Raw genomic sequence first — 21,735 nt, forward strand, 5'->3', positions numbered from 1 at the left:
TGGACTCAGTTGTCCGAGCTGCAGTTGTCAGCCAATTTGCGGTAGTCCAGGACCTGGGTCTTGCTCTGGGAATCCAGGTAGGTCAGCTGTGCATTCACCACACCGCAGGAAGGCGAGGCATCCTGTTTCAACGACACCACTTTCTTGATGTCCAGGTGCGTGCCGTAGCTGTAGCTCATCGGGGTCACATCCGCTTCGGCGCGGGCCGACAAGGTGCAGATGTTCAGGGCGGCAAACAGGCAAGCGGCGTAGATGGCTTTGATGTTCATGGTGGTTTCCTCAAGGTTCGACAGGTAGATCGTTGGTTGGGTAGAGGCGCTGTGGTCTGCCTCGATGGAACCTATTAGAAGCCCGCGAGGTATCCCGCATGTGTCGGGAACCGGCGCGGGTAAATCGGAAAGTATCTGGACCGGGCCGGGATACAGAGGGATACAAAACCCCGGGAAATGCCTGTTTTTGCGTCGGTGTGTATCCGCCCACAGGCCAGATACACTGCAATACAAAGGGCGACGGGCGAGCGGGCCAAGGCTCGATAGACTGTGCGACATCCCCCACTGACAGAGGCAAATCCATGGAGCACGTCGATCACATTCTCATCGTTGACGATGACCGCGAGATACGAGAGTTGGTGGGCAACTACCTGAAGAAAAACGGCCTGCGCACCACAGTCGTGGCCGATGGCCGGCAGATGCGCAGCTTCCTCGAATCCACGCCGGTGGACCTGATCGTGCTGGACATCATGATGCCCGGCGACGATGGCCTGATGCTCTGCCGCGAGCTGCGCACGGGCAAACACAAGGCCACCCCGGTATTGATGCTCACCGCGCGCAACGATGAAACCGACCGCATCATCGGCCTGGAAATGGGTGCCGACGACTACCTGGTCAAGCCCTTCGCCGCCCGCGAACTGTTGGCCCGGATCAACGCCGTGCTGCGCCGCACACGCATGCTGCCACCGAACCTGGTGGTGACCGAATCCAGCCGCCTGCTGGCCTTCGGTCGTTGGCGCCTGGACACGTCCGCCCGACACCTGCTCGATGGCGACGGCACCATGGTCGCCCTCAGCGGCGCCGAGTACCGGTTGCTACGGGTGTTCCTCGATCACCCGCAGCGGGTGCTCAATCGCGACCAGTTGCTCAACCTGACCCAGGGCCGCGACGCCGACCTGTTCGATCGCTCCATCGACCTGCTGGTCAGTCGCCTGCGCCAGCGCCTGCTGGACGATGCCCGCGAACCGGCCTACATCAAGACCGTGCGCAGCGAGGGCTATGTGTTTTCCCTGCCGGTGGAAATCGTCGGTGCGCCAGCATGAACCGCACGCTTCGCTGGCCCCGCACCCTGGCGTCAAGGCTGTCGCTGATCTTCCTGGTCGGCCTGATCCTCGCCCAGGCGCTGTCCTTCGGTGCGCAGTACTACGAGCGCTATGAAATCTCGAAAAACACCATGCTCGGCAACCTGGAAACCGACGTCTCGACCTCCATCGCCATCCTCGATCGCCTGCCGGCCGAAGAACGCGCCAGTTGGCTGCAACAACTGGACCGGCGCAATTATCGCTATCTGTTGAGTGAAGGCTCGCCCGGTACCTCCATGGACACGGACATGCCCGAAGCACCGATTGCCATGACCTCGATCAAGAATTCCATCGGCAAGGACTACCCGATGACCTTCACCGACATTCCAGGGCCGGTGAAACACTTCCAGGTGCACATGAAACTGGCGGACGGTAGCCCGCTGACCATCGACGTGCGGCCTTCGATGGTGCCGCTGTCGCCCTGGCTGCCCTTCATGCTGCTCGGGCAACTGGCGCTGATGATTGCCTGTACCTGGCTGGCCGTGCGAATCGCCATCCGCCCCCTGACCCGCCTCGCCGAAGCCGTGGACAGCCTCGACCCCAACACCCACCCGGTGCTGCTGGACGAAAAAGGCCCGACCGAAGTGGCCCACGCCGCCAAGGCCTTCAACGCCATGCAGGCGCGCATCGCCGCCTACCTGAAGGAACGCATGCAACTACTGGCGGCGATCTCCCATGACCTGCAAACGCCGATCACGCGGATGAAACTGCGCGCCGAATTCATGGACGACTCGGTGGAGAAAGACAAGCTGTGGAACGACCTCGGCGAGATGGAACACCTGGTGCGCGAAGGCGTGGCGTATGCCCGCAGCGTCCATGGCGCCACTGAAGAAAGCCGGCGCACCGACCTGGACTCGTTCCTCGACAGCCTGGTGTTCGATTATCAGGACATGGGCAAGCAAGTGCAGCTGAGCGGCAAAAGCACCGCCGTCATCGACACCCGCCCCCACGCCTTGCGGCGAGTGCTGGTGAACCTGACGGACAACGCCCTCAAGTTCGCCGGAGCAGCGGAACTGCTGGTGGAAAAGCAAACCGATGGCAGCGTGTCGGTGAAGGTCATGGACCGCGGCCCGGGGATTGCCGAAGCGGAACTGAGCCAGGTCATGCAACCGTTCTACCGCGTGGAAAATTCACGTAACCGCAGCACGGGTGGCACCGGGTTGGGACTGGCGATTGCGCAGCAGCTGGCGTTGGCGATCGGGGGATCGTTGACATTGAGCAATCGTGAGGGTGGTGGGTTGTGTGCGGAGCTGAAATTGCGCGGGTGATACTGTTGATCGTTCCCACGCGTGTGGGAACGATCCATGTTCGTTCAAGCAATGACGCCCTCCCCCTGCATCTGCCGCAACAACCCCAGACCGCTTTCAATAAACTCCACAGACTCCGTCATCCCCGCCTCCGCCGCCAACCCCTGCAGATGTGCACGTCCGGTCTGCCCGGGAAATTCCTCGATGCGCTGCAACAACCGAAACGCCAACGGGCTCAACTCGGAAAACTTCACGCTGAAATCCAGGTCCCGGCGCATCAGCAACAGCGTCGGCTGATCCGGCGGTGTATCAGGCTGATAATCCGGCCCGACCAGTTGCACTGGCCAGGCATACGCCAAGGGCCAGGCCAATGGCGAAACCTGTAAAGGTCGATCCAGCAAGCCATCGGCATCGCCGCCGGACAAAGGCTCGGCCTCGGATTGTTGCAGGGCCATTTCCACCCATTCGTAATGCGCCAGCTCGACCATGAACGGCGGCCAGGGTCCATCGATCAACGCCTCAGGCCCGGAAGCCAGAAACTCGACAAATTCCTCGGCGATTTCACCGAATTTCGGCGTATGGGCGCGGTAGTCGCGCAGGAAGATTCGCACCAATGTCCGCCAGTGCTCATCACCGAGGATCTTCACCAGTACCGGAAAGGTGCCGCTGATCAACGACGACAGGTTGGCGAACACCAGGTCGCGATACACCTCGGCCCGCGCCGGGTCCATTTCCGCAGGTGGCGCGTAGCGCTCGGGATCGCGCAAGTACAGGCCCATGCTGTTTTGCTGGTCGTGCAGCGTGCGCTTAGCCACGGTTCACCTCCTCGGTCTGCAAGCGGCGAATGGTCTGCAACTCGACAACCAGCTCGGAAAACGCCGGAAAGTTGAAATCCCTTTCCAGCAAGGTCGGTTGCGCGCCGAATCGGCCGTAGGCGTCGGCCAGCAGCGACCAAACCGCGGGTTTGACCGAGGTGCCATGGGTGTCGATTTTCAGGGTATCGGACTCATCGAAGTGCCCGGCGATGTGCATGGCCACCACCCGGTTCGCGTCGATCCCGGCCAGGAAGGTACGCGGATCGAACCCGTGGTTGATCGAGTTGACGTACACGTTGTTGACGTCCAGCAACAGGTCGCAATCGGCTTCGCGCAGCACGGCGTTGGTGAACGTCACCTCGTCCATGTCCTGCTGCGGGGCGGCGTAGTAAGAGACGTTTTCCACCGCCAGGCGACGGCCGAGAATGTCCTGGGCCTGGCGGATGCGCGCGGCGACGTGATGCACCGCTTCTTCGGTGAAGGGCAAGGGCAACAGGTCATACAGGTGGCCGTCATCGCTGCAGTAACTGAGGTGCTCGCTGTACAGGGGCACCTGGTGGTGATCGAGGAAGACCCGCACCTCCCGCAGGAATTCGACGTCCAGTGGCGAGGGGCCGCCCAGGGACAGGGACAAGCCATGACAGGACAACGGATAGCGCTCGGCCAGGGTCCGCAGCGCCGCGCCGTGGGCGCCGCCGATGCCGATCCAGTTCTCCGGTGCGACTTCGAGAAAGTCGAAATGGCCGGCCGGGGCGGCCAGCAGGTCCTTGATCAAGCCGCGACGCAGGCCGAGCCCGGCGCTGGCCCTGGTTGATGTGATGGAGGTATGCATGATGTCGATTCCAAGGTTGTCAGAACGTCATCACAGTTAATCGAAGGGATGTATCGGGTCTGTGTGGCGTGCTGACAGAAAACCGCAAAGCGTGTATCGGCAGCGGGTCTGTATACACTCTGGTACAGACCCGCTGCCCGGCTTTACGCCAGGTCGTATTTCTCGCGCACCAGATCACCGATGCCCATGGAGTCGAGCACGTCCATCGGGCACAGGAAGGTCACGCGCACGGTGCCGGGCAGGCGACTGATGTCGATGGAGCCGGTGATGGTGGCGCGATTGAGCACTTCGTCATAGGGCAGGCCGGTGACCGCGGCGGCGCGGGTCAAGCCGTTCTCCACCGCCAGGTTGAGGTTCTCGCCGCTGCCGATGAAGGTGATCGGGCCGCTCTGTTCGATCTCGTGTTGCCCCCAACGCTCGCCCAGCTCACGGACTTTCGCGCGCTGCCCGGCATTCATCGGCCGCGCCATCGGCGGCAGGTCATCGAGGTTTTGCAGGAGGATCGGCCCTTCCAGCGTCAGGTTTTTCACCACTTGCACCACCACCTCGGTTTCCCCGGAGCAATCGGTGGCGTGGCCGGCGATCTCGCCGTTGCCTTGCTGCGCATGCATGTCACCCATGTACACCCCGGCCCCCGGCACTTTCACCGGGCAGATCAGCACACAGCCTTCGCGGATCGAATTGGTGTCCATGTGGCCGTCGGTCTTGGCCGCGTGCAACTCCTCGCGGCTCATGCCGAAACGGTGCGGGGCGTTGATCAGGTACTGGCCGAAGTCGGCGCAGTTGTGCGAGTCGGGAATATCCCGGGACGGCAGGGTGCCGATGTTGCCGAGGAACGGGCGCATGTGCGCGGCGACGCCGGGGATGTCGGCGCGGGCCAGGGACAGGATCGAATGCTGCGCGGCGAACTCCGGCAGCGCCGACATCTCGGAGGCCTTGCCAGCCAGTTGATTGGCGATGTCCTGGTTGACCGTCAGGCTGACCTGATTCTGCGCGTCGAACACAATCACATAGCCGTGGCTGAAGCGAAAGGCGCTGACCTCGGCGCCGCAGTGGTTACAGCGGATCGCGTCCTCGCCAATGCCTTCGACATGGCTGGCCGGATGCTCGGTGCCGCACTTGGAGCAGAATTTGGCGACGAACGGATCGCCGTTGTAGCGCCCCTCGACGAAGCTCATGACCCCGGACGAAGTGGCCAGCGACGTGACGCGCATGCTTTTGATGGTGATCGCCACGGCATCGCCGATCTGCGCCCCGGCGATGGCCACCGGCTGCGTCACTTCATGGCCGCCCTCGAAAGCTGGCGTGATCATCGGCCCCCAGCAACCTGGGGGCGTCCCGGTGATCAGCGTGCCGCCGTCGGCCAGCGGGCCGAGCATCGGCTGGCTCGGGCCGATGATACCGTTGGTGTAGCGATCGACCCGCAGGCGATTGACCGGCGTGGCGTTGAGAGTGGGTTGCGGCACAAGCGTTGTCATGGTGATCCTCTACGGTGTCAGGCGCGAACGGTCCTCACAGTTCAGCGCAGGTTTGTATCTGGTCTGTGTTCGGCAATAAGCAGCAATAGAGCGGGACTGTATCGAGGGGCCAGTTAGATACAGTGGGATACACACACAGGCACTGCTGACCAATACCCCTGTAGGAGCTGGCTTGCCAGCGAAGAGGCCGGCAGATCCAGCCTATTTGTAGACTGACACACCGCTATCGCGAGCAAGCCCGCTCCCACAGGGGGTCGGTATCGGTCAGGGGACTTTCGTCGCTCCAGGCCACTGTGCACGGTATGCAAACTAAACTTAATGCACACAGGAGCTGCTCAGCGTCCTGTTCATTCCCACGACCACCGCCCGGACAGACAAAGCCTCCGGACCGTGATCCTTGCAAAGGAGCACACGTGATGGACGAGGCCAGACTCAACGATTTCATGGGCAAACTGGTGGGCGACATGGGCGGCGCGGCGATGCTGGCCAACGTCATCCTCGGCGAAGAACTCGGCCTGTACCGGGCCATGGCCGACAGCCAGCCGATCAGCCCCCAAGCGCTCGCCGACAAGACCGGCTGCAACCCCCGCCTGGTGCGCGAATGGCTGAGCGCCCACGCCGCCTCCGGCTACATGGAACACCGCGACGGCCAGTTCCGCCTGCCCGAAGAGCAAGCCCTGGCGCTGGCCATCGAAGACTCTCCGGTCTACATCGCCGGTGGCATCGGTGTGGTCGCATCGTTTTTCCATGACAAGGACAAACTGGTCAAGGCCATGCGCGGCGACGGCGCCCTGGCGTGGGGCGATCACCATCCGTGCATGTTCAGCGGCACCGAACGCTTCTTCCGGCCCGGCTACAAGGCGCACCTGATCGCCGAATGGTTGCCGGCCCTGGACGGCGTGGTGGCCAAGCTGGAGGATGGCGCCAAGGTCGCCGACATCGGCTGCGGCCATGGCGCGTCGACGGTGATCATGGCCCAGGCGTACCCGAACTCGCGGTTCGTCGGCTTCGACTACCACGCGCCGTCCGTCACGGTCGCCACCCAGCGCGCCGAAGAAGGTGGCGTGTCCAGCCGCGCGCAGTTCTTCCAGGGCACGGCCAAGAACTACCCCGGCGACGACTATGACCTGGTCTGCTACTTCGACTGCCTGCACGACATGGGCGACCCGGTGGGCGCGGCCAAACACGCCTACGAGTCGTTGAAGCCGGACGGCACGGTGTTGCTGGTGGAACCTTTCGCCAACGACTCGCTGGACGACAACATCACCCCGGTCGGCCGGCTGTTCTACGCCGCCTCGACCTTCATCTGCACGCCCAACTCGCTGTCCCAGGAAGTCGGCCTCGGCCTCGGCGCCCAGGCAGGCGAGGCGCGGTTGCGCAAGGTGTTCAGCGAGGCCGGGTTCTCGAGTTTCCGCCGGGCCACGGAAACGCCGTTCAACCTGATCCTGGAAGCACGCAAGTAACCCGCCCGCACCCTGTAGGAGCTGCCGCAGGCTGCGATCTTTTGATTTTGATGTTAAAAAGCAAGATCAAAGATCGCAGCCTGCGGCAGCTCCTACATGCGTTCGTCCGTGGCCCCCGGAGTGTTGAAGATGCTCGACCACCAGATCCACGAACAACTCGATCGCCTCCAGCACCTGATGGCCGACGAGCCGTTCGCGGTCCTGACCGGCGCCGGCATCAGCACGCCGTCGGGCATTCCCGACTATCGCGACAACCAGGGCGTGCGGCGCGGCCGCCAGCCGATGATGTACCAGGAATTTCTCTCGGCGCCCGAATCCCGGCGGCGTTACTGGGCGCGAGCGATGCTGGGCTGGCCGCGGGTGCGTCAGGCACAACCGAACGTGGCCCACGACACCCTCGCCCGCTTGCAGAGCACCCGGTGGATCAGCGGCTTGATCACCCAGAACGTCGATACCCTGCACGACCAGGCCGGCAGTCATGACGTGATCGAACTGCATGGCAGCCTGCACCGGGTGCTGTGCCTGGACTGCGGAAAACGCAGTGAGCGCGATTCGATCCAGCACCTGATGGAAACCCGCAATCCCTACCTCGCGGGCGTGGACGCGGTGCAGGCACCGGACGGCGACACCTTGCTCGACCCGGCCTTCGAGGCCCGCTTTCAGGTACCGCTCTGCCCGTATTGCAGCGGCGAACGGATGAAACCGGACGTGGTGTTCTTTGGTGAGAACGTCGCACAGGCCACCGCGGCGAAAGCGATGGCCACGGTGGAAAAGGCGGCCGGGTTGCTGGTGGTCGGCTCGTCGTTGATGGCGTACTCGGCGTTTCGCCTGTGCCGGGCGGTGGTGGATCAGGGCAAGCCGCTGCTGGCGATCAACCTGGGCAAGACCCGGGCGGACGGGATTCTGGATATGAAAATAGAAATGTCCTGCGAACAGCTTTTACCGTTACTGGCACAACGCCTGAACACCTGACACAACCCAATCCCTCTGTGGGAGCCAGCCTGCTGGCGATGAGGCCGACACATTCAACATCTCCCGCGCCTGATACACCGCCATCGCCAGCAGGCTGGCTCCCACAGGGGGGACTTGTGATCAGCTCATGAAAACTCGCTCGCCGAGGTTTTCTTCTTTGAGCACATCAAACAACGCCTGCGCCGCCGCCGACAACTCCCCGCCCGGCAACGTCAGTACCCCAAGCGCCCGTTCCACCACCGGATCACGCAAGGTGATGCAGCGCGCCCCCAGTTCACGCATCTGCCCGGCGCACAGTGCCGGAACGGCGCTCACGCCCAGCCCGCTGGCAACCATCCGCCCCACCGTCGCCAGTTGATGGCTTTCGAACTCCACCGGCAACTTCATGCCACGGGCCTGCAGGTGTTCCTCCAGCATCACTCGCACCGTCGACGGTCGCTGCAAGGTGATGAACGGTTCCTTGAGCAAGGTCGGCCAGTCGACTACCTCCAGTTCGACCAACGGCGAATCAGCAGGCACCACCGCCACGAAGCGATCGATGTACAACGGCGTGAATTGCAGCGACGAGCTCTGGGTCGGCTCGAACGCCACGCCCAGTTCCACCTGGCGGTCACGGACCATTTCCAGCACCTGCTCGTTGATCACGTCGTTGACCGTGACGTTGACTTTTGGATACCGCGCGCGGAAGGTCTTGAGGATCGGCGGCAGCAGGTTGCCGGCGAACGATGGCATGGCCGCCAGGGTCACGCGCCCGCGCTGCAGGGTGAAACGCTGGCGCAGATCATCCTCGGCATTGTCCCAATCGGCGATCAGGCGGCGCGCCAGCGGCACCAGGGCTTCGCCTTCGGCAGTCAACGCCACATTACGTGTGTTGCGAGTGAACAGGCGCCCGCCCAGGCTTTCTTCCAGGGCCTTGATGGTCAGGCTCAGGGCCGATTGCGACAGGTGCAGGCGCTCGCAGGCCACCGCGAAACTCAGGCTCTGGGCCACGGCCAGGAAGGCGCGGATCTGCTTGATGGTCATGGTCGCTTTGCTCCAGTTGTAAGCTGCAAGCTTCAAGCGGCAAGATTGAAGCAGCGGTTTAATGAGCTTTATCAATCAATCAAGCCAAAAAAACAACTTAACAAATGAATCTCGTGGCGCGACACTCAATCCCATTCGGCTAGCCAGCCGCCCACAAAGAATAAAAGAGGTGCATATGGCAGGTTTCGACAAGCGCGTGAGTTCCTACGAGGAAGCCCTGGCCGGTCTTGAAGACGGCATGACCGTGATCGCTGGCGGCTTCGGCCTGTGCGGTATCCCGGAAAACCTGATCAACGAGATCAAGCGCAAGGGCACCCGCGACCTCACCGTGGTTTCCAACAACTGTGGCGTCGACGGTTTCGGCCTCGGCGTTCTGCTGACCGACCGCCAGATCAGCAAAGTGGTGGCCTCCTACGTCGGCGAAAACAAGCTGTTCGAAGAGCAACTGCTCAAGGGCGAAATCGAAGTCGTGCTGACTCCGCAAGGCACCCTCGCCGAAAAAATGCGCGCAGGCGGCGCCGGCATCCCGGCCTTCTTCACCGCCACCGGCGTTGGCACCCCGGTTGCCGATGGCAAGGAAGTGCGCGAATTCCATGGCCGCAAGTACCTGATGGAAGAATCCATCACCGGCGACTTCGCCATCGTCAAAGGCTGGAAAGCCGACCATTTCGGTAACGTGATCTATCGCCACACCGCCCAGAACTTCAACCCGCTGGCCGCCACCGCCGGCAAGATCACCGTGGTCGAAGTCGAAGAAATCGTCGAACCCGGCGAGCTGGACCCGGCGCAGATCCACACCCCTGGCATCTACGTCGACCGGATCATCTGCGGCACGTTCGAGAAGCGCATCGAACAGCGCACCGTACGCAAGTGATCCCCTGCCCCCGGACCGAATGAAGGAATAACAACAATGGCACTTTCCCGCGAACAAATGGCTCAACGCGTCGCCCGCGAAATGCAGGACGGCTTCTACGTGAACCTGGGCATCGGCATTCCGACCCTGGTCGCCAACTACATCCCCGAAGGCATGGAAGTCATGCTGCAGTCGGAAAACGGCCTGCTCGGCATGGGTCCGTTCCCGACCGAAGAAACCATCGATGCCGACATGATCAACGCCGGCAAACAGACCGTGACCGCCCGTACCGGCGCGTCGATCTTTTCCTCGGCCGAGTCCTTCGCGATGATCCGCGGTGGCCATGTCGACCTCACCGTGCTGGGCGCCTTTGAAGTCGACGTGCAAGGCAACATCGCCTCGTGGATGATCCCCGGCAAACTGGTCAAGGGCATGGGCGGCGCCATGGACCTGGTGGCCGGTGCAGACAACATCATCGTCATCATGACCCACGCCTCCAAGGACGGTGAGTCCAAGCTGCTGGATCACTGCAGCCTGCCGCTGACCGGTGCCGGTTGCATCAAGCGCGTACTGACCGACCTGGCTTATCTGGAAATCGAAAACGGTGCGTTCATTTTGAAAGAGCGTGCACCGGGTGTCAGCGTCGAGGAAATCGTCGCCAAAACCGCTGGTAAACTGATCGTGCCGGACCACGTTCCAGAAATGCAGTTCGCCGACCAGTGAGGAATCATTCCATGCAAGAAGTCGTCATTGTTGCCGCCACGCGCACCGCGATCGGCAGTTTCCAGGGTTCCCTGGCAAACGTCTCCGCCGTTGACCTGGGCGCGGCGGTGATCCGTCAGTTGCTGGCGCAAACCGGCCTGGACCCGGCCGAAGTCGATGAAGTGATCATGGGCCAGGTGCTGACCGCCGGCGCCGGGCAAAACCCTGCGCGCCAGGCGTCGATCAAGGCCGGCCTGCCGTTCGCCGTGCCGGCCATGACCCTGAACAAGGTCTGCGGTTCGGGCCTCAAGGCCCTGCACCTGGGCGCCCAGGCGATCCGTTGCGGCGACGCCGAAGTGATCATCGCTGGCGGCCAGGAAAACATGAGCCTGGCCAACTATGTCTTGCCGGGTGCCCGCACCGGCCTGCGCATGGGTAATGCGCAAATCGTCGACACTATGATCAGCGACGGCCTGTGGGACGCGTTCAACGATTACCACATGGGCATCACCGCCGAGAACCTGGTCGAGAAGTACAACCTGACCCGTGAGCAACAGGACGCTTTCGCCGCCGCCTCGCAGCAGAAAGCCGTGGCGGCCATCGAAGGTGGACGCTTTGTTGATGAAATCACGCCGATCCTGATCCCCCAGCGCAAGGGCGATCCGCTGTCCTTCGCCACCGATGAGCAGCCACGGGCCGGCACCACCGCCGAATCCCTGGGCAAGCTCAAGCCGGCCTTCAAGAAGGACGGTTCGGTGACCGCCGGTAACGCTTCGTCGCTGAACGATGGCGCCGCCGCCGTGATCCTGATGAGCGCCGAAAAAGCCAAGGCCCTGGGCCTGCCGGTACTGGCAAAAATCGCTGCCTACGCCAACGCCGGTGTCGACCCGGCGATCATGGGCATCGGCCCGGTGTCGGCTACTCGCCGCTGCCTGGACAAGGCCGGCTGGTCCATCGACCAGCTTGACCTGATCGAAGCCAACGAAGCTTTCGCCGCACAATCGCTGGCCGTGGCCAAGGACCTGGAATGGGACCTGGACAAGGTCAACGTCAACGGCGGCGCCATCGCCCTCGGCCACCCGATCGGTGCCTCGGGCTGCCGCGTGCTGGTGACCCTGCTGCATGAAATGATCAAGCGCGACGCCAAAAAAGGCCTCGCCACCCTGTGCATCGGTGGTGGTCAGGGCGTGGCATTGGCGCTCGAACGCGCTTAAGCCAACAGCGTTTAACAGACGGCGCGGGGACCCACGAAGATCCGCGCCCGCCTGGCAAAACACCCGGTACGACTCACGTCGTACCGGGTTCTTTTTTTTGGTCCCTGTAGGAGCGAGCTTGCTCGCGAAAAATCTGGAAACGCTGCGGGGTGTCAGAACTTCCACGTAATCGTTGACGACCTTCGCGAGCAAGCTCGCTCCTACAAGGTATATGTCGCCCTCATTGGCGCCTCGAATCGAATGCCGGGTTTTGTATACAAAACCAGCCCACCTATAGAGCAAATCACCCTGCAAAATGCTACCGTTGCTGCCACTCACAGGACGGAGAAGTGCGCGTGTTGATGCTCAAACTGCTGGTGATTCCAGGCTTTCTGCTGCTGATTTCCCTGGCCGGCAAACGCTGGGGGCCAAGCGTGGCGGGTTGGTTGTCGGGGTTGCCGGTGGTGGTCGGGCCGATTCTGTTTTTCCTCGCCATCGAACAGGGCCAGGCATTCGCCGCTCAATCGGCCATGGCCGCGCTGTCGGCGATGTTCGCCATGATTGCCTTCTGCGTGACCTATGCCCAGGTCGCGCAACGAGCAAAATGGCCACTGGCACTGACGATCTCGTTGCTGGTCTGGGCCCTGATCGCCGTGGTCCTATCGTTGCTGCCGCCGTCGCTGCCGCTCTCGATGATTGCCGCCGCCACCGCACTGCTCGCCGCGCCGTACCTGTTCCCGGCGGTGCAGCCGATCGTTTCCGGACCGGCACCGAAGTCCGACAAACTGCTGCTGCGTATGGTCGCCGGTGCCTTGCTGACCTTGGCCGTCACCTGGCTTGCCAGCACCGTCGGCGATCGCTGGAGCGGCCTGCTCGCCGTGTTCCCGGTGCTTGGTAGCGTGATGGCGGTGTTCTCCCAGCAAACCCGGGGCCCGGCGTTTACCGCCGCGTTGCTGCGGGCGACGGCCACCGGGATGTATTCATTTTCGGCCTTTTGCCTGGTCGTGACCCTGACCGTGCCCAGCCTGGGCCTGATGGGCTTCGGCGTTGGCGTCGCCGTCTCGGTGGCCATGCTCGGCGTCACCCGGCGGTTGCTGGCAAAACCCGCGCCCCAGGCAACACGTTCAACTATTTCGAACGAGTAGCGCAAGAAATCGAGCCTATTTCCTACATGTTTTTCCGGTTGGCCGTCAGACGTCAAGTGGTTACGATTTATCGATGAAGTCAACACCCGGCGCCATTGGAAGGGATGTACTTCATCCAGACAACAACGACAACGAGCTACATACCCATTAGACTGCAGTCATTGATCACGGAGATCACCATGAACGTTAAACCTTCCTCCACCGTTTCAGAGTTTGAAACCGAAGAGCAGGCTTACCGCTACAACCGCTGGTTCCGAGCCAAGGTACAGGCAGCCCTGGATGATCCGCGCCCAAACATCCCGCATGATCAAGTGATGGCCGAAATGCGCGCCCTCCTGCAGTCAAAGCGCAACCAGCGCGATGCGGGTTGAGTGGCATCCGGAGGCACAGTCCGATCTATCGAAAATCCTGAATTATCTTGGCGACCATAACCTCGTAGCGGCTCTGGAGCTCCATCAGGCTATAGAAACGGTTACATCAGCCCTCCCCGAATATCCCTACCTCTATCGATGTGGCCGACTTCCCGGTACACGAGAAATTGTTGTGCATCCCAATTACCTGGTGGTCTATCGAGTGACGGATCAAATCCAGATCCTGAGTGTGTTACATGCCCGGCAGGAATACCCCTGATTCCGAAGCATCAACGACCGTCCGTTAGCCCATGCTGGAACATCTCGCAGCCCCCATGGGATGATCACGCCCCACCGCGCGACCATCCCTGGAGATTTTGATGTCACTGTTGAGTAAAAAAGCCGTTGTCCTGTTGCTGGCGGCGGCTGCCAGCCTGGGGGCTTTGAATGTGCAGGCGGCCAAGGCCCCTGCAAAGGAGACGGTGCAGGGTCAGAAAGTCTCGATGCTCGACGGCAAGTTCACCTTCACCCTGCCCAAGGGTTTCGTGGACAACCCGTTGCCAGCCAGCCCCACCGGTGCGAGCGGCACCATGTATTCCAACGAAACCACCAAGACTGTGGTGATCGCCGCGCAGAACAACCTGCCCGAAGGGGTCAAGGTCAAGGACAACGACGGCGAGTTCCTCGACGGCACGGCGGCCGACTTCGACGCGGCGCAACACAAGGCCCTGGCGGACTACAACAAGCTCAGCGAAAAAAGCCTGACCCTGAAGAAAACAGGCCTGGGCGTGCGCCAGGTCGACAGCACCGCCACCCAGGGCGGTGGCATGACCCTCAACACCACGTTGATGGCGGCTTCGGGCAACCACATGACGGTGATTCAGGTCATTTCCCGCCCCGGCGACATGGCTGCCCACGAAACCCTGATCAAGCAGATCGTCAGCGGCAAATGAGCCTCAGGGGTTACGACGCTGCAACCAGGCGCTCAAATCCTGCAATTCTTCGGCACTGATGCTGTGGCCGACACCCCGGTAAGCGTGGAACTCGGGTTCCAGTGACACGCTCTGCAACAGGCTGTTGGCCTCGGTGCCATCGCTGAAGGGAAGACGCTGGTCCGCCGTGCCATGGCCGATGAAAATCGCCAGCGACTGGCGTTTTTCATCCGGTTTCAACTCAGACTTGAGCACCGGCAGAATCCGCCCGCTCAACGCGGCTATCCCGCCCACCGCCTCGGGATGGCGCAGGGCGACTTCGTAGGACATGATCGCCCCCTGGCTGAAACCCACCAGGAACACCTTCTCCGGTTGTGTGTGATATTTCTTCGTCGCCTGTACGACGAAATCCAGCAGCAACTGGCCGCTGGACTTCAGGTCATCGGTTTCGCCGTTGTAGGCACCCTCGCCTTTTTTGCGAAACCACTGGTAACTCCCCTCCTGCATCACCATCGGCGCCCGCACAGACAGGTAGTTGTACGCGCTGGGTAACTCATCCTTGATGCCGAACAGATCCTGCTCGTTACTGCCGTAGCCGTGGAGAAAAATCACCAGCGGCTGCTCGCGGGAATCGGCGTTGGCCTGCTCCAGGTACTTGAGCGGCAGATCGGTTTGCAGGGGGGATTGAGCGTGGACAGTGGCGGATGCCAGCAACGTGAACAGAGCGAGAAACTTCAGCATAAACCTTCCTTCACCGTGCGCAGGATTCGGATAGAGCCTAACACCTTCGTCCCAGCGACTCCCACCACCGGCCCGATTACGGAATCAGCCTACAGCAGACAAGGAAAGGTCTTATTTACGCCTGACAACCTCGCGTAGAACCCTGTGCGCGGCATTTTGCCATGCCTCGATCCCCCTGGAACGCGGGCAATTTGATCGTCATCAGACAAGGAGTTGGAGTAATGGCCAAGGGATATTTCATTCGCAAGGGCGACAAGACCAGTTGCGGTGGCGAGGTGCTGGAGACCGATACCTGCATCATGATGTTTGGCTTCGCCTGGCCATGGGCAATACCACGCTGTTCCTGGATGTGTATCCGCTGCATGTGTTCTACAGGGAACGGGGGTTGGAGGCGCTGAAGGATTGCCTGGCTTCAAGAAAGAATATTTATGGGAGTGGTCAGCATCCGGTGCTGTGGCCGATCGGAGAGGAAACACTAAAATTCGGAATTGACCATGATGGTCAGTTCGATGGCTCCGTCGATGACGGACGCACTATTGGTTTTGGCAACAACCCCGTTGCCAACCTGGCCGATATCAACCAACGCATGCCCTTCGTGCTCAGGGCGGCGCAGCAGTTTGATGATCTGCTGCACGGCGACCAGCGCGAGCAGATTGAGCGATCCATTCGGGATATCGCCTGGGGTGGAGGCGTCCGATGAGGCTGATGCATCGCATCGGGCGGCGACGCGGCGTGTTGGCACTGGCGGTCGCTGCCTTCCTTACGTGGACAGCGATTGAGGCGCTATCGGATGAACCGGAAATTTCGCTGGTAATTGGCGAGCCGTACGAAGCCATGCGCCAGCGCTCCAGCGCAAGAATCGATCCCGTGATACCAGGGCACTCCTGGTTCAATGTTCCCAAGTCTGATGCCCGACTGCGTTTTGCAGATCCTGAGTATGGTTTTGTGACTCCACTGGCCCGCTTCTTCACAGTGGGTTTTGGACGTAATGAACGGATCGACGGTGTCCGCATGTCCCCACAAGTCGAGCCACTATTGCTCGACGACACCCTCAAGGTCGTACTCGATCTGCAGGAGCAATGGCGCAACGCTGGCTGGGTACCCATCCGGGTCCAAGACTTCCCATCGTTCGCCGACACCCCGCAATGGCGTCCCCAATTGCGAGATGTAAACAACGTTGGAAAAGCTTACTGGCGTGCAGGTGACAAGTACCAACTGATGCTGGTAGTTAGCCGTTTCAAGGATGTAAAACGCCCCACGGAAGAGCGCTACCTCATCACATTAGGCATCCACCGATCACGCGGGGTGCAATGACCCTCCCCCTCCTCAATCGTTAATCAACTTCCCAACCCGAATCGGCTCGCGCCCGGCCACTTTCGCCTGCCAGGTGCCCGGTTGCGTGTAGCGCCCGCGATCAAGCGCGAACAGCACGCCACTGGTGCCCGCGCGCACGGTGGTGAGCTTGTCGTTCAACGGGTCGACCACTTCGAACAGCGCATCGCCCTGCTCCACCCATTCACCGGCATCGCGAAGGAAGCTGATAACGCCGTGATGCGGTGCGAACAGGTATTGGGTGCCTTCGAACGGCATGCCTTCGCAGCACTCGTCCGGAGCCGCCGGCCAGGTGCCCTTGATGAAACCCTGTTCGGCGAGAAAGCCCAGGATCGCCTCGCAATTGGCCCGGGCCTGATCGACCCGGGTGTCGCCCATGCTGCCAAGCTCAAGTGTGGTCGCCAGGTTGGCCGGTGGAATGGCGGCTTCGGGGAAAGCCCGGGCCAGGCGCAACCAGAGCGAGGAGCAGGATTCGTCGAAGGAACTGCCACCGGAATCCTCGCACAGCAACGCCACCCCGGCTTTCAAGCGCGCCGCCAGCGATTGCCACTGCGGCCAGTGCTGCGGCAAGGCGTAGAGGTGAATCGCCGCGTCGAAGTCGCAATGCAGGTCGAGGGTGATGTCGGCGTCGCAGGCATGACGCAGCAACAGGCGATGCATCGCTTCCAACTGAGACGCCGGGGCCGGCAGGTCGTCGAGCACCTGGCCCATGGCCTGGCGAATCAGGGCGATGTTGGCCTCGGCATCGCTGCCCAGACGATCACCCACCCGCTGCGCGACCGGAGCGCTCAGCTCGACGAACGCGCGGTTGAAGTTCTTGCCGCTGCCCAGTTCGAAGCGGCCCATGTGGCTGCCCTGCAGGTGCTGGTCGAGACCGATGGGGTTGGCCACTGGCACCAGTTCGATCACGCCTTGCAATTGGCCCTGGCTTTCGAGTTCAGCCAGGCGCTGCTTGAGCTCCCAGGCGGTGCGCATGCCCGGCAGCTCGTCGGCGTGCAGGCTGGCCTGGATGTAGACCTTGCGAGTGCCCGCGCCATAACGGAATACGCTGAGGGTGCGCTCGGTTCCCAGGTGGCTCCAGGGCAGCAAATGGTCGATGCGTTGCATGGCAGAACTCCGATTTCTCTGTAGGAGCTGCCGCAGGCTGCGATCTTTTGATTTTGATTATTTAAAAGAAAGATCAAAAGATCGCAGCCTGCGGCAGCTCCTACAGGGGGAAATGTGATTGCAGGATAAATCATGAGCGAAAAAAAATGGCCACCGCGTCAACGGGGCCACTTTTTTGAACGGCTCGATTACTCGCCGTAGACGTCAAACTTGAAGTACTTGTCCTGCACCTGCTTGTACTTGCCGTTGGCGCGGATTTCGGTAATGGCTTTGTTGAACTGCTCGGCCAAGGCGGTATCGCCCTTGCGCACGGCAATCCCGGCACCACCGCCGAAGTATTTCGGATCGTTGTATTCAGGCCCCACGAACGCGAAACCCTTACCGGCGTCGGTCTTCAGGAAACCATCGTCCAGGTTGACCGAGTCGGCCAGCAGCGCGTCAACGCGACCGGACACCATGTCCAGGTTGGCTTCCTGCTGGGAGCCGTAGCGCACCAGGACAATTCCCGCCGGTTGCAGCACTTCGGTGGCAAAACGGTCATGGGTGCTGGCGCGCAGTACACCGACTTTCTTACCCTTGAGCTCGGTCAGCGGGTCCTTGACGTCGGAACCTTCCTTCATCACGAAACGTGCCGGGGTGTGGTAGTACTTGATGGTGAAGTCGACGTTTTTCTTGCGATCGTCGGTGATGGTCATGGACGACAGGATGGCGTCGATCTTCTTGACCTTCAGTGCCGGAATCAGGCCGTCGAACTCTTGCTCGACCCAGGTGCACTTGACCTGCATCTGCTCGCACAGGGCGTCGCCGATGTCCACGTCGAAGCCGGTGAGCTTGCCGTCAGGGGTTTTCATCGAGAATGGCGGGTAACCGGCTTCGATACCGATGCGGATCGGCTTGGCATCCGCGGCCACGGCGGTCAGGGACAACATCGACAGTGCCAGGGCACCGAACATCATTAGCTTCTTCATTTATAACTCCTGTGTGCGGAGACTTTTATTGGCAGCTTTCGGTCGTTGGCTTGTGGCCGGGGGACCGAAGAGGCCGGCAGTCTAGAGCGGCTATCACAGGGTAAATTATTTCGAGGCGACAAATAGTTATAGAAAGTGGCCGGCATGCGGCAGACATGCCGGCGAAGGCGGACTTGAACATTGCGTTGGTCTTTCGGGTCTCATCGCCAGCAAGCCGGCTCCTACAGGATTGTGGGCTTATGTTGAATCTGTGGCGTTACGCGAATCTGTAGGAGCCGGCTTGCTGGCGATGCGATGGTGACCGTTTCGCCGCCAACGCTACGATGCGCCAACCCGACAGGCCAGCGTCTACAGGGGGGTCAGCAGGCGCAGCCAATAGCGGCATTCGCCGCACTCAACTCGAACCCTTCATCCAGCCACCCGGTCACGCCGCCAATCATCTCCTTCACCGGGTAACCCAGCGCCGCCAGTTTTACCGCCGCCTTGTTCGCGCCATTACAGTGGGGACCTGCGCAATAGACCACAAACAGACTGGTTTTCGGATAGCCGCGCAAGCCTTCGGCAGTCAGCAGTCGCCCCGGAATGTTGATCGCACCCGGCACATGCCCCCGATCAAAGGCCAACGGCCCCCGCACATCCACCAGAATGAAATCGACTTCCCCAGCCTGTTGGCTGGCGTAAACATCGGAACAATCGGTTTCGAATGTCAGGCGGTTGCTGAAATGCATCAAGGCAATGGCCGAAGGGGCGGCGGGAATTTCGCGAACGAGGCTGGTCATGGGCAAGGCTCCGGGATGTCGGTGGGTGTGAACAGACTTTATCTGCCCACCATCAACGGCTAAAGTGGCGCACAAGACACTCACCGGGAACTTTCCGCCAAATGCATTTTTCTCCAGGACTGGTCGCGATCCTCGCCTACGATGGCCTGTGTACCTTCGAATTCGGCATCGCCGTGGAGATCTTTGGCCTGGCCCGGCCGGAGTTCGACTTCCCTTGGTACAGCCATCAGATCGCGGCCGTCGATCAAGGCCCGATGCGCGCCATGGGTGGCATCCAGGTACTGGCCGATGGCGGCCTGGAACTGCTGCAAGAGGCGCGGACCATCATCATTCCCGGCTGGCGCGATCGCCAGGCTACAGTACCCGAGGAGCTGCTGACCGCCCTGCGCCAGGCCCATGCCCGGGGCGCGCGGTTGCTGTCGATCTGCTCGGGGGTGTTCGTGCTGGCCGCCACCGGTTTGCTCGACGGTCGCGGCGCCACCACGCACTGGCGCTACACAACGGAACTGGCCGAACGCTTCCCGAACATCCTGGTGGACCCGAACGTGCTCTATGTCGATTCGGGCCAATTGATCACCTCGGCCGGCAGCGCAGCCGGCATCGACGCCTGCCTGCATCTGGTGGCGCGGGACTTCGGCACCCAGGTCGCCAACTCGGTAGCGCGGCGCCTGGTGATGTCACCGCAACGTACCGGGGGCCAGGCGCAGTTTATCCCGACGCCGGTCAGCCCGACGCCACGCAGTGATCTTTCGCGTGTCATGCAGTGGGCACGGGCGCGATTGCACGAACCGCTGGAGGTTCGCGACCTGGCCAGCGAAGCCGCCATGAGCGAGCGCACATTCCTGCGCCGTTTCACCGAAGCCAGCGGGCTGTCGCCCAAGACCTGGCTGCAACATGAACGCCTGGGCCGCGCCCGGAATTGCTGGAAAGCACCGACCAGCACACCGAGCAGATCGCCCGGCACTGCGGTTATCGTTCGGTGGAAAGTTTCCGCGTGGCCTTTCGCAATGTGGTCGGCGTGCCGCCGTCGGTGTACCGGGAACGGTTTGGGCGCACCCGTGCTTCAGGGCTTGCGCAATAGATAAGTGTCCATGATCCAGCCGTTGGCCTGCCGGGCCGCCTTGCGTACCCGCTCGATCTGCTGCGCCACGTCCCCGAGCTTGCCGCTGATGAGGATTTCATCCGGCGTGCCCAGATAGGCCCCCCAGTAAATCTGCGTCTGCTGGTCCGCCACATGCTGGTAGGCATCCTGGGCATCGAGCATCACCACCAGGCTGTCGGCATCGCTCACCTGCCCCGCTGCCAAGCGCCGGCCGGTGGTGATCTCGACCGAACGGCCGATCTGATTGAGGGGCACCTTGTGCTGCGCGGCCAGGGCCTGGACGCTGGTGATGCCGGGGATCACCTCGAACTCGAAAGTACAGGTGCCTGAAGCCAGGATCGCCTGCAGGATACGAATGGTGCTGTCGTACAGCGCCGGGTCGCCCCACACCAGGAAACCGCCGCACTGGTCATCCGCCAGCTCCTCATTGATCAGGCGCTCGAAGGTCCGCTGCTTGGCCAGGTTCAACTCATCGACGCTGGTCTTGTAGTCCACCTCGCCACGCTCGCGCTCCGGGCTCCGTGCCTCGACAAAGCGGTAGTGCGGATCGCTGATATGGCGCTCGCATAGCTCGCGGCGCAGGTCGATCAACTTGTCCTTGTCCTGGCCCTTGTCCATGATGAAAAACACATCGACCCGATTCAGCGCCTTCACGGCCTGCAGGGTGATGTAGTCGGGGTTGCCGGCACCGATGCCGATGACCAATAGTGTTTTCATCAGGACATGCCCTCGTTATCGCTGCACGGCAGTCGCAGCCGCCAGCAACCATGAAACTGCAGATCTATCGTCGACAGCGGCTCGACATCGATCAGGTTGAAGGCCGCCCCCTGCAGCACATGCATCAACGCGGCACGCAGGATGAATGGATGGGTCACGGCAAGCACATGGCCGGGCAACGCTTCCAGGGTTTTCAACCAGGCGGCGACGCGCTCGCCGACTTGCACCACCGACTCGCCGCCGTGGGGCGCTGAGCGCGGGTCGGCGAGCCAGTCCTTTAGTGATTCGGCCTGGTTTTTTTGCAGGTCGTTGATGCGTTTACCGCGCCAATCGCCGAAGTCACAATCGCGCAGGTCTGCGACGACTTCCACTGGTTTGCCGAACAGCTCGGCAGTCTGTCGGGTGCGCAACTCCGGCCCGCACAACAAGCGCGAGGCCTCCTTGAAGCTTGCCCCTCGGGAACCCCGCGCCGCTTGCCAATCCATCTCCAGGGGTTCGTCCACGGGAAAGCGTGCCTGTTTCTGTGCAAGGGTTCGAGCGTGGCAGATCAGGGTCAATCGGGTCGCCTGCACGAAAAAAAAATCACTCTGTTGGATAGAAAGGAAAATCGGCACCTGGCCGTAAGTCATTGCC

General features: G+C 61.6%; 23 protein-coding genes and 2 pseudogenes. 14 read left to right on the forward strand and 11 right to left on the reverse strand.

The features are described 5' to 3' along the window. Positions 1–5: 5 nt before the first annotated feature. A complete protein-coding gene (locus DKB71_RS21125) occupies positions 6–269 on the reverse strand; it encodes a DUF2790 domain-containing protein (RefSeq protein ID WP_408597186.1) in 264 nt (87 codons plus the stop codon). A gap of 302 nt (positions 270–571) precedes the next feature. Here DKB71_RS21125 and DKB71_RS21130 point away from each other — a divergent pair, with 302 nt between their 5' ends. Both DKB71_RS21130 and DKB71_RS21135 read left to right on the forward strand, forming a co-directional pair. After that, positions 572–1,312, forward strand: coding sequence for a response regulator (locus DKB71_RS21130; protein WP_046816306.1), 741 nt, complete (start codon positions 572–574; stop codon positions 1,310–1,312). After that, positions 1,309–2,619 (forward strand): ATP-binding protein, encoded by a 1,311-nt coding sequence (locus DKB71_RS21135; protein ID WP_408597189.1) that lies wholly within the window; start codon positions 1,309–1,311, stop codon positions 2,617–2,619. Before DKB71_RS21130 ends, DKB71_RS21135 begins: the two co-directional genes overlap by 4 nt. Before the next feature lie 44 nt (positions 2,620–2,663). Here DKB71_RS21135 and DKB71_RS21140 read toward each other — a convergent pair whose 3' ends face one another. The 3 genes from DKB71_RS21140 to DKB71_RS21150 all read right to left on the reverse strand — a co-directional run bounded on the left by DKB71_RS21140 (position 2,664) and on the right by DKB71_RS21150 (position 5,723). After that, positions 2,664–3,413, reverse strand: coding sequence for a DUF2063 domain-containing protein (locus DKB71_RS21140; protein ID WP_408597191.1), 750 nt, complete (start codon positions 3,411–3,413; stop codon positions 2,664–2,666). Continuing rightward, positions 3,406–4,245: a DUF692 domain-containing protein gene (locus tag DKB71_RS21145; protein ID WP_408597193.1), complete on the reverse strand. Its 840-nt coding sequence runs from the start codon at positions 4,243–4,245 to the stop codon at positions 3,406–3,408. The genes DKB71_RS21140 and DKB71_RS21145 overlap by 8 nt, the downstream gene beginning before the upstream one ends. A gap of 143 nt (positions 4,246–4,388) precedes the next feature. Then, complete coding sequence (locus DKB71_RS21150; protein ID WP_323607978.1) at positions 4,389–5,723, reverse strand: acetamidase/formamidase family protein; 1,335 nt, start codon at positions 5,721–5,723, stop codon at positions 4,389–4,391. 416 nt (positions 5,724–6,139) lie between these two features. On the opposite strand from DKB71_RS21150, the gene DKB71_RS21155 reads away from it, so the two are divergent. Continuing rightward, positions 6,140–7,186, forward strand: coding sequence for a class I SAM-dependent methyltransferase (locus DKB71_RS21155; RefSeq protein WP_408597195.1), 1,047 nt, complete (start codon positions 6,140–6,142; stop codon positions 7,184–7,186). A gap of 129 nt (positions 7,187–7,315) precedes the next feature. Then, on the forward strand, positions 7,316–8,158 hold the full coding sequence (locus DKB71_RS21160) for an NAD-dependent protein deacetylase (protein WP_408601141.1): 843 nt from the start codon (positions 7,316–7,318) through the stop codon (positions 8,156–8,158). Between the two features lie 120 nt (positions 8,159–8,278). Here the strand turns inward: DKB71_RS21160 and DKB71_RS21165 are convergent, their stop codons facing one another. Then, the gene (locus DKB71_RS21165) at positions 8,279–9,181 is read right to left on the reverse strand and encodes a LysR family transcriptional regulator (RefSeq protein WP_274076902.1); all 903 of its coding nucleotides are present in this window, start codon (positions 9,179–9,181) and stop codon (positions 8,279–8,281) included. Positions 9,182–9,356: 175 nt separating this feature from the next. Here DKB71_RS21165 and DKB71_RS21170 point away from each other — a divergent pair, with 175 nt between their 5' ends. The 7 genes from DKB71_RS21170 (at position 9,357) to DKB71_RS21200 (ending at position 14,377) form a co-directional block, all read left to right on the forward strand. After that, entirely contained in the window at positions 9,357–10,055 is a 699-nt protein-coding gene (locus tag DKB71_RS21170) for a CoA transferase subunit A (protein ID WP_274076901.1), read from the forward strand. 36 nt (positions 10,056–10,091) lie between these two features. Further along, on the forward strand, positions 10,092–10,757 hold the full coding sequence (locus DKB71_RS21175; RefSeq protein ID WP_027925229.1) for a CoA transferase subunit B: 666 nt from the start codon (positions 10,092–10,094) through the stop codon (positions 10,755–10,757). Positions 10,758–10,768: 11 nt separating this feature from the next. Next, the gene (locus DKB71_RS21180) at positions 10,769–11,950 is read left to right on the forward strand and encodes an acetyl-CoA C-acetyltransferase (protein ID WP_274076900.1); all 1,182 of its coding nucleotides are present in this window, start codon (positions 10,769–10,771) and stop codon (positions 11,948–11,950) included. Positions 11,951–12,285: 335 nt separating this feature from the next. After that, entirely contained in the window at positions 12,286–13,074 is a 789-nt protein-coding gene (locus tag DKB71_RS21185; protein WP_408597199.1) for a hypothetical protein, read from the forward strand. Between the two features lie 179 nt (positions 13,075–13,253). Beyond that, positions 13,254–13,445 carry an antitoxin gene (locus DKB71_RS21190; protein WP_408597201.1) on the forward strand — a complete coding sequence of 64 codons (192 nt, stop codon included), beginning with the start codon at positions 13,254–13,256 and terminating at the stop codon, positions 13,443–13,445. Continuing rightward, on the forward strand, positions 13,435–13,704 hold the full coding sequence (locus tag DKB71_RS21195; protein WP_408597203.1) for a type II toxin-antitoxin system RelE/ParE family toxin: 270 nt from the start codon (positions 13,435–13,437) through the stop codon (positions 13,702–13,704). Before DKB71_RS21190 ends, DKB71_RS21195 begins: the two co-directional genes overlap by 11 nt. Positions 13,705–13,804: 100 nt before the next feature. Further along, a complete protein-coding gene (locus DKB71_RS21200) occupies positions 13,805–14,377 on the forward strand; it encodes a hypothetical protein (protein WP_408597205.1) in 573 nt (190 codons plus the stop codon). A 3-nt stretch (positions 14,378–14,380) separates the two neighbouring features. Here the strand turns inward: DKB71_RS21200 and DKB71_RS21205 are convergent, their stop codons facing one another. Beyond that, a complete protein-coding gene (locus DKB71_RS21205; RefSeq protein ID WP_408597207.1) occupies positions 14,381–15,097 on the reverse strand; it encodes an alpha/beta hydrolase in 717 nt (238 codons plus the stop codon). 292 nt (positions 15,098–15,389) lie between these two features. On the opposite strand from DKB71_RS21205, the pseudogene DKB71_RS21210 reads away from it, so the two are divergent. Both DKB71_RS21210 and DKB71_RS21215 read left to right on the forward strand, forming a co-directional pair. Next, positions 15,390–15,797 (forward strand): annotated as a pseudogene (locus tag DKB71_RS21210) (DUF2515 family protein); the annotation flags it as partial. Then, positions 15,794–16,411 (forward strand): hypothetical protein, encoded by a 618-nt coding sequence (locus DKB71_RS21215; RefSeq protein ID WP_408597209.1) that lies wholly within the window; start codon positions 15,794–15,796, stop codon positions 16,409–16,411. The pseudogene DKB71_RS21210 and the gene DKB71_RS21215, both read left to right, overlap by 4 nt. Before the next feature lie 12 nt (positions 16,412–16,423). Here DKB71_RS21215 and DKB71_RS21220 read toward each other — a convergent pair whose 3' ends face one another. From DKB71_RS21220 to DKB71_RS21230, 3 genes are all read right to left on the reverse strand, one after another. Then, positions 16,424–17,536 carry a M14 family metallopeptidase gene (locus DKB71_RS21220; protein WP_408597211.1) on the reverse strand — a complete coding sequence of 371 codons (1,113 nt, stop codon included), beginning with the start codon at positions 17,534–17,536 and terminating at the stop codon, positions 16,424–16,426. 188 nt (positions 17,537–17,724) lie between these two features. Beyond that, on the reverse strand, positions 17,725–18,504 hold the full coding sequence (locus DKB71_RS21225; RefSeq protein ID WP_408597213.1) for an ABC transporter substrate-binding protein: 780 nt from the start codon (positions 18,502–18,504) through the stop codon (positions 17,725–17,727). Positions 18,505–18,863: 359 nt separating this feature from the next. Continuing rightward, a complete protein-coding gene (locus DKB71_RS21230; protein ID WP_274076892.1) occupies positions 18,864–19,283 on the reverse strand; it encodes a rhodanese-like domain-containing protein in 420 nt (139 codons plus the stop codon). Positions 19,284–19,384: 101 nt separating this feature from the next. Here DKB71_RS21230 and ftrA point away from each other — a divergent pair. Next, positions 19,385–20,364, forward strand: a pseudogene (gene ftrA / locus DKB71_RS21235) (transcriptional regulator FtrA). Here ftrA and cobF read toward each other — a convergent pair. Both cobF and DKB71_RS21245 read right to left on the reverse strand, forming a co-directional pair. After that, positions 20,347–21,102 carry a precorrin-6A synthase (deacetylating) gene (gene cobF, locus DKB71_RS21240; protein WP_408597215.1) on the reverse strand — a complete coding sequence of 252 codons (756 nt, stop codon included), beginning with the start codon at positions 21,100–21,102 and terminating at the stop codon, positions 20,347–20,349. The pseudogene ftrA and the gene cobF overlap by 18 nt on opposite strands. After that, the gene (locus DKB71_RS21245) at positions 21,102–21,674 is read right to left on the reverse strand and encodes a histidine phosphatase family protein (protein WP_408601142.1); all 573 of its coding nucleotides are present in this window, start codon (positions 21,672–21,674) and stop codon (positions 21,102–21,104) included. The genes cobF and DKB71_RS21245 overlap by 1 nt, the downstream gene beginning before the upstream one ends. Between the last annotated feature and the right edge of the window lie 61 nt (positions 21,675–21,735).

It is taken from the genome of Pseudomonas sp. PLMAX, assembly GCF_046042685.1.
Taxonomy (GTDB): Bacteria; Pseudomonadota; Gammaproteobacteria; order Pseudomonadales; family Pseudomonadaceae; genus Aquipseudomonas; species Aquipseudomonas putida_AE.

Excerpts from the sequence above, each read along its gene's own strand:
- DKB71_RS21135 (WP_408597189.1), top strand. The coding sequence starts at position 1,309 with ATGAACCGCACGCTTCGCTGGCCCCGCACCCTGGCGTCAAGGCTGTCG.
- DKB71_RS21200 (WP_408597205.1), top strand. The coding sequence starts at position 13,805 with ATGTCACTGTTGAGTAAAAAAGCCGTTGTCCTGTTGCTGGCGGCGGCT.
- DKB71_RS21205 (WP_408597207.1), bottom strand. The coding sequence starts at position 15,097 with ATGCTGAAGTTTCTCGCTCTGTTCACGTTGCTGGCATCCGCCACTGTC.
- DKB71_RS21225 (WP_408597213.1), bottom strand. The coding sequence starts at position 18,504 with ATGAAGAAGCTAATGATGTTCGGTGCCCTGGCACTGTCGATGTTGTCC.
- DKB71_RS21215 (WP_408597209.1), top strand. The coding sequence starts at position 15,794 with ATGAGGCTGATGCATCGCATCGGGCGGCGACGCGGCGTGTTGGCACTG.
- DKB71_RS21155 (WP_408597195.1), top strand. The coding sequence starts at position 6,140 with ATGGACGAGGCCAGACTCAACGATTTCATGGGCAAACTGGTGGGCGAC.
- cobF (WP_408597215.1), bottom strand. The coding sequence starts at position 21,102 with ATGAAAACACTATTGGTCATCGGCATCGGTGCCGGCAACCCCGACTAC.
- DKB71_RS21130 (WP_046816306.1), top strand. The coding sequence starts at position 572 with ATGGAGCACGTCGATCACATTCTCATCGTTGACGATGACCGCGAGATA.
- DKB71_RS21170 (WP_274076901.1), top strand. The coding sequence starts at position 9,357 with ATGGCAGGTTTCGACAAGCGCGTGAGTTCCTACGAGGAAGCCCTGGCC.
- DKB71_RS21165 (WP_274076902.1), bottom strand. The coding sequence starts at position 9,181 with ATGACCATCAAGCAGATCCGCGCCTTCCTGGCCGTGGCCCAGAGCCTG.
- DKB71_RS21195 (WP_408597203.1), top strand. The coding sequence starts at position 13,435 with ATGCGGGTTGAGTGGCATCCGGAGGCACAGTCCGATCTATCGAAAATC.
- DKB71_RS21160 (WP_408601141.1), top strand. The coding sequence starts at position 7,316 with ATGCTCGACCACCAGATCCACGAACAACTCGATCGCCTCCAGCACCTG.
- DKB71_RS21125 (WP_408597186.1), bottom strand. The coding sequence starts at position 269 with ATGAACATCAAAGCCATCTACGCCGCTTGCCTGTTTGCCGCCCTGAAC.
- DKB71_RS21230 (WP_274076892.1), bottom strand. The coding sequence starts at position 19,283 with ATGACCAGCCTCGTTCGCGAAATTCCCGCCGCCCCTTCGGCCATTGCC.
- DKB71_RS21150 (WP_323607978.1), bottom strand. The coding sequence starts at position 5,723 with ATGACAACGCTTGTGCCGCAACCCACTCTCAACGCCACGCCGGTCAAT.
- DKB71_RS21180 (WP_274076900.1), top strand. The coding sequence starts at position 10,769 with ATGCAAGAAGTCGTCATTGTTGCCGCCACGCGCACCGCGATCGGCAGT.
- DKB71_RS21145 (WP_408597193.1), bottom strand. The coding sequence starts at position 4,245 with ATGCATACCTCCATCACATCAACCAGGGCCAGCGCCGGGCTCGGCCTG.
- DKB71_RS21220 (WP_408597211.1), bottom strand. The coding sequence starts at position 17,536 with ATGCAACGCATCGACCATTTGCTGCCCTGGAGCCACCTGGGAACCGAG.
- DKB71_RS21175 (WP_027925229.1), top strand. The coding sequence starts at position 10,092 with ATGGCACTTTCCCGCGAACAAATGGCTCAACGCGTCGCCCGCGAAATG.
- DKB71_RS21190 (WP_408597201.1), top strand. The coding sequence starts at position 13,254 with ATGAACGTTAAACCTTCCTCCACCGTTTCAGAGTTTGAAACCGAAGAG.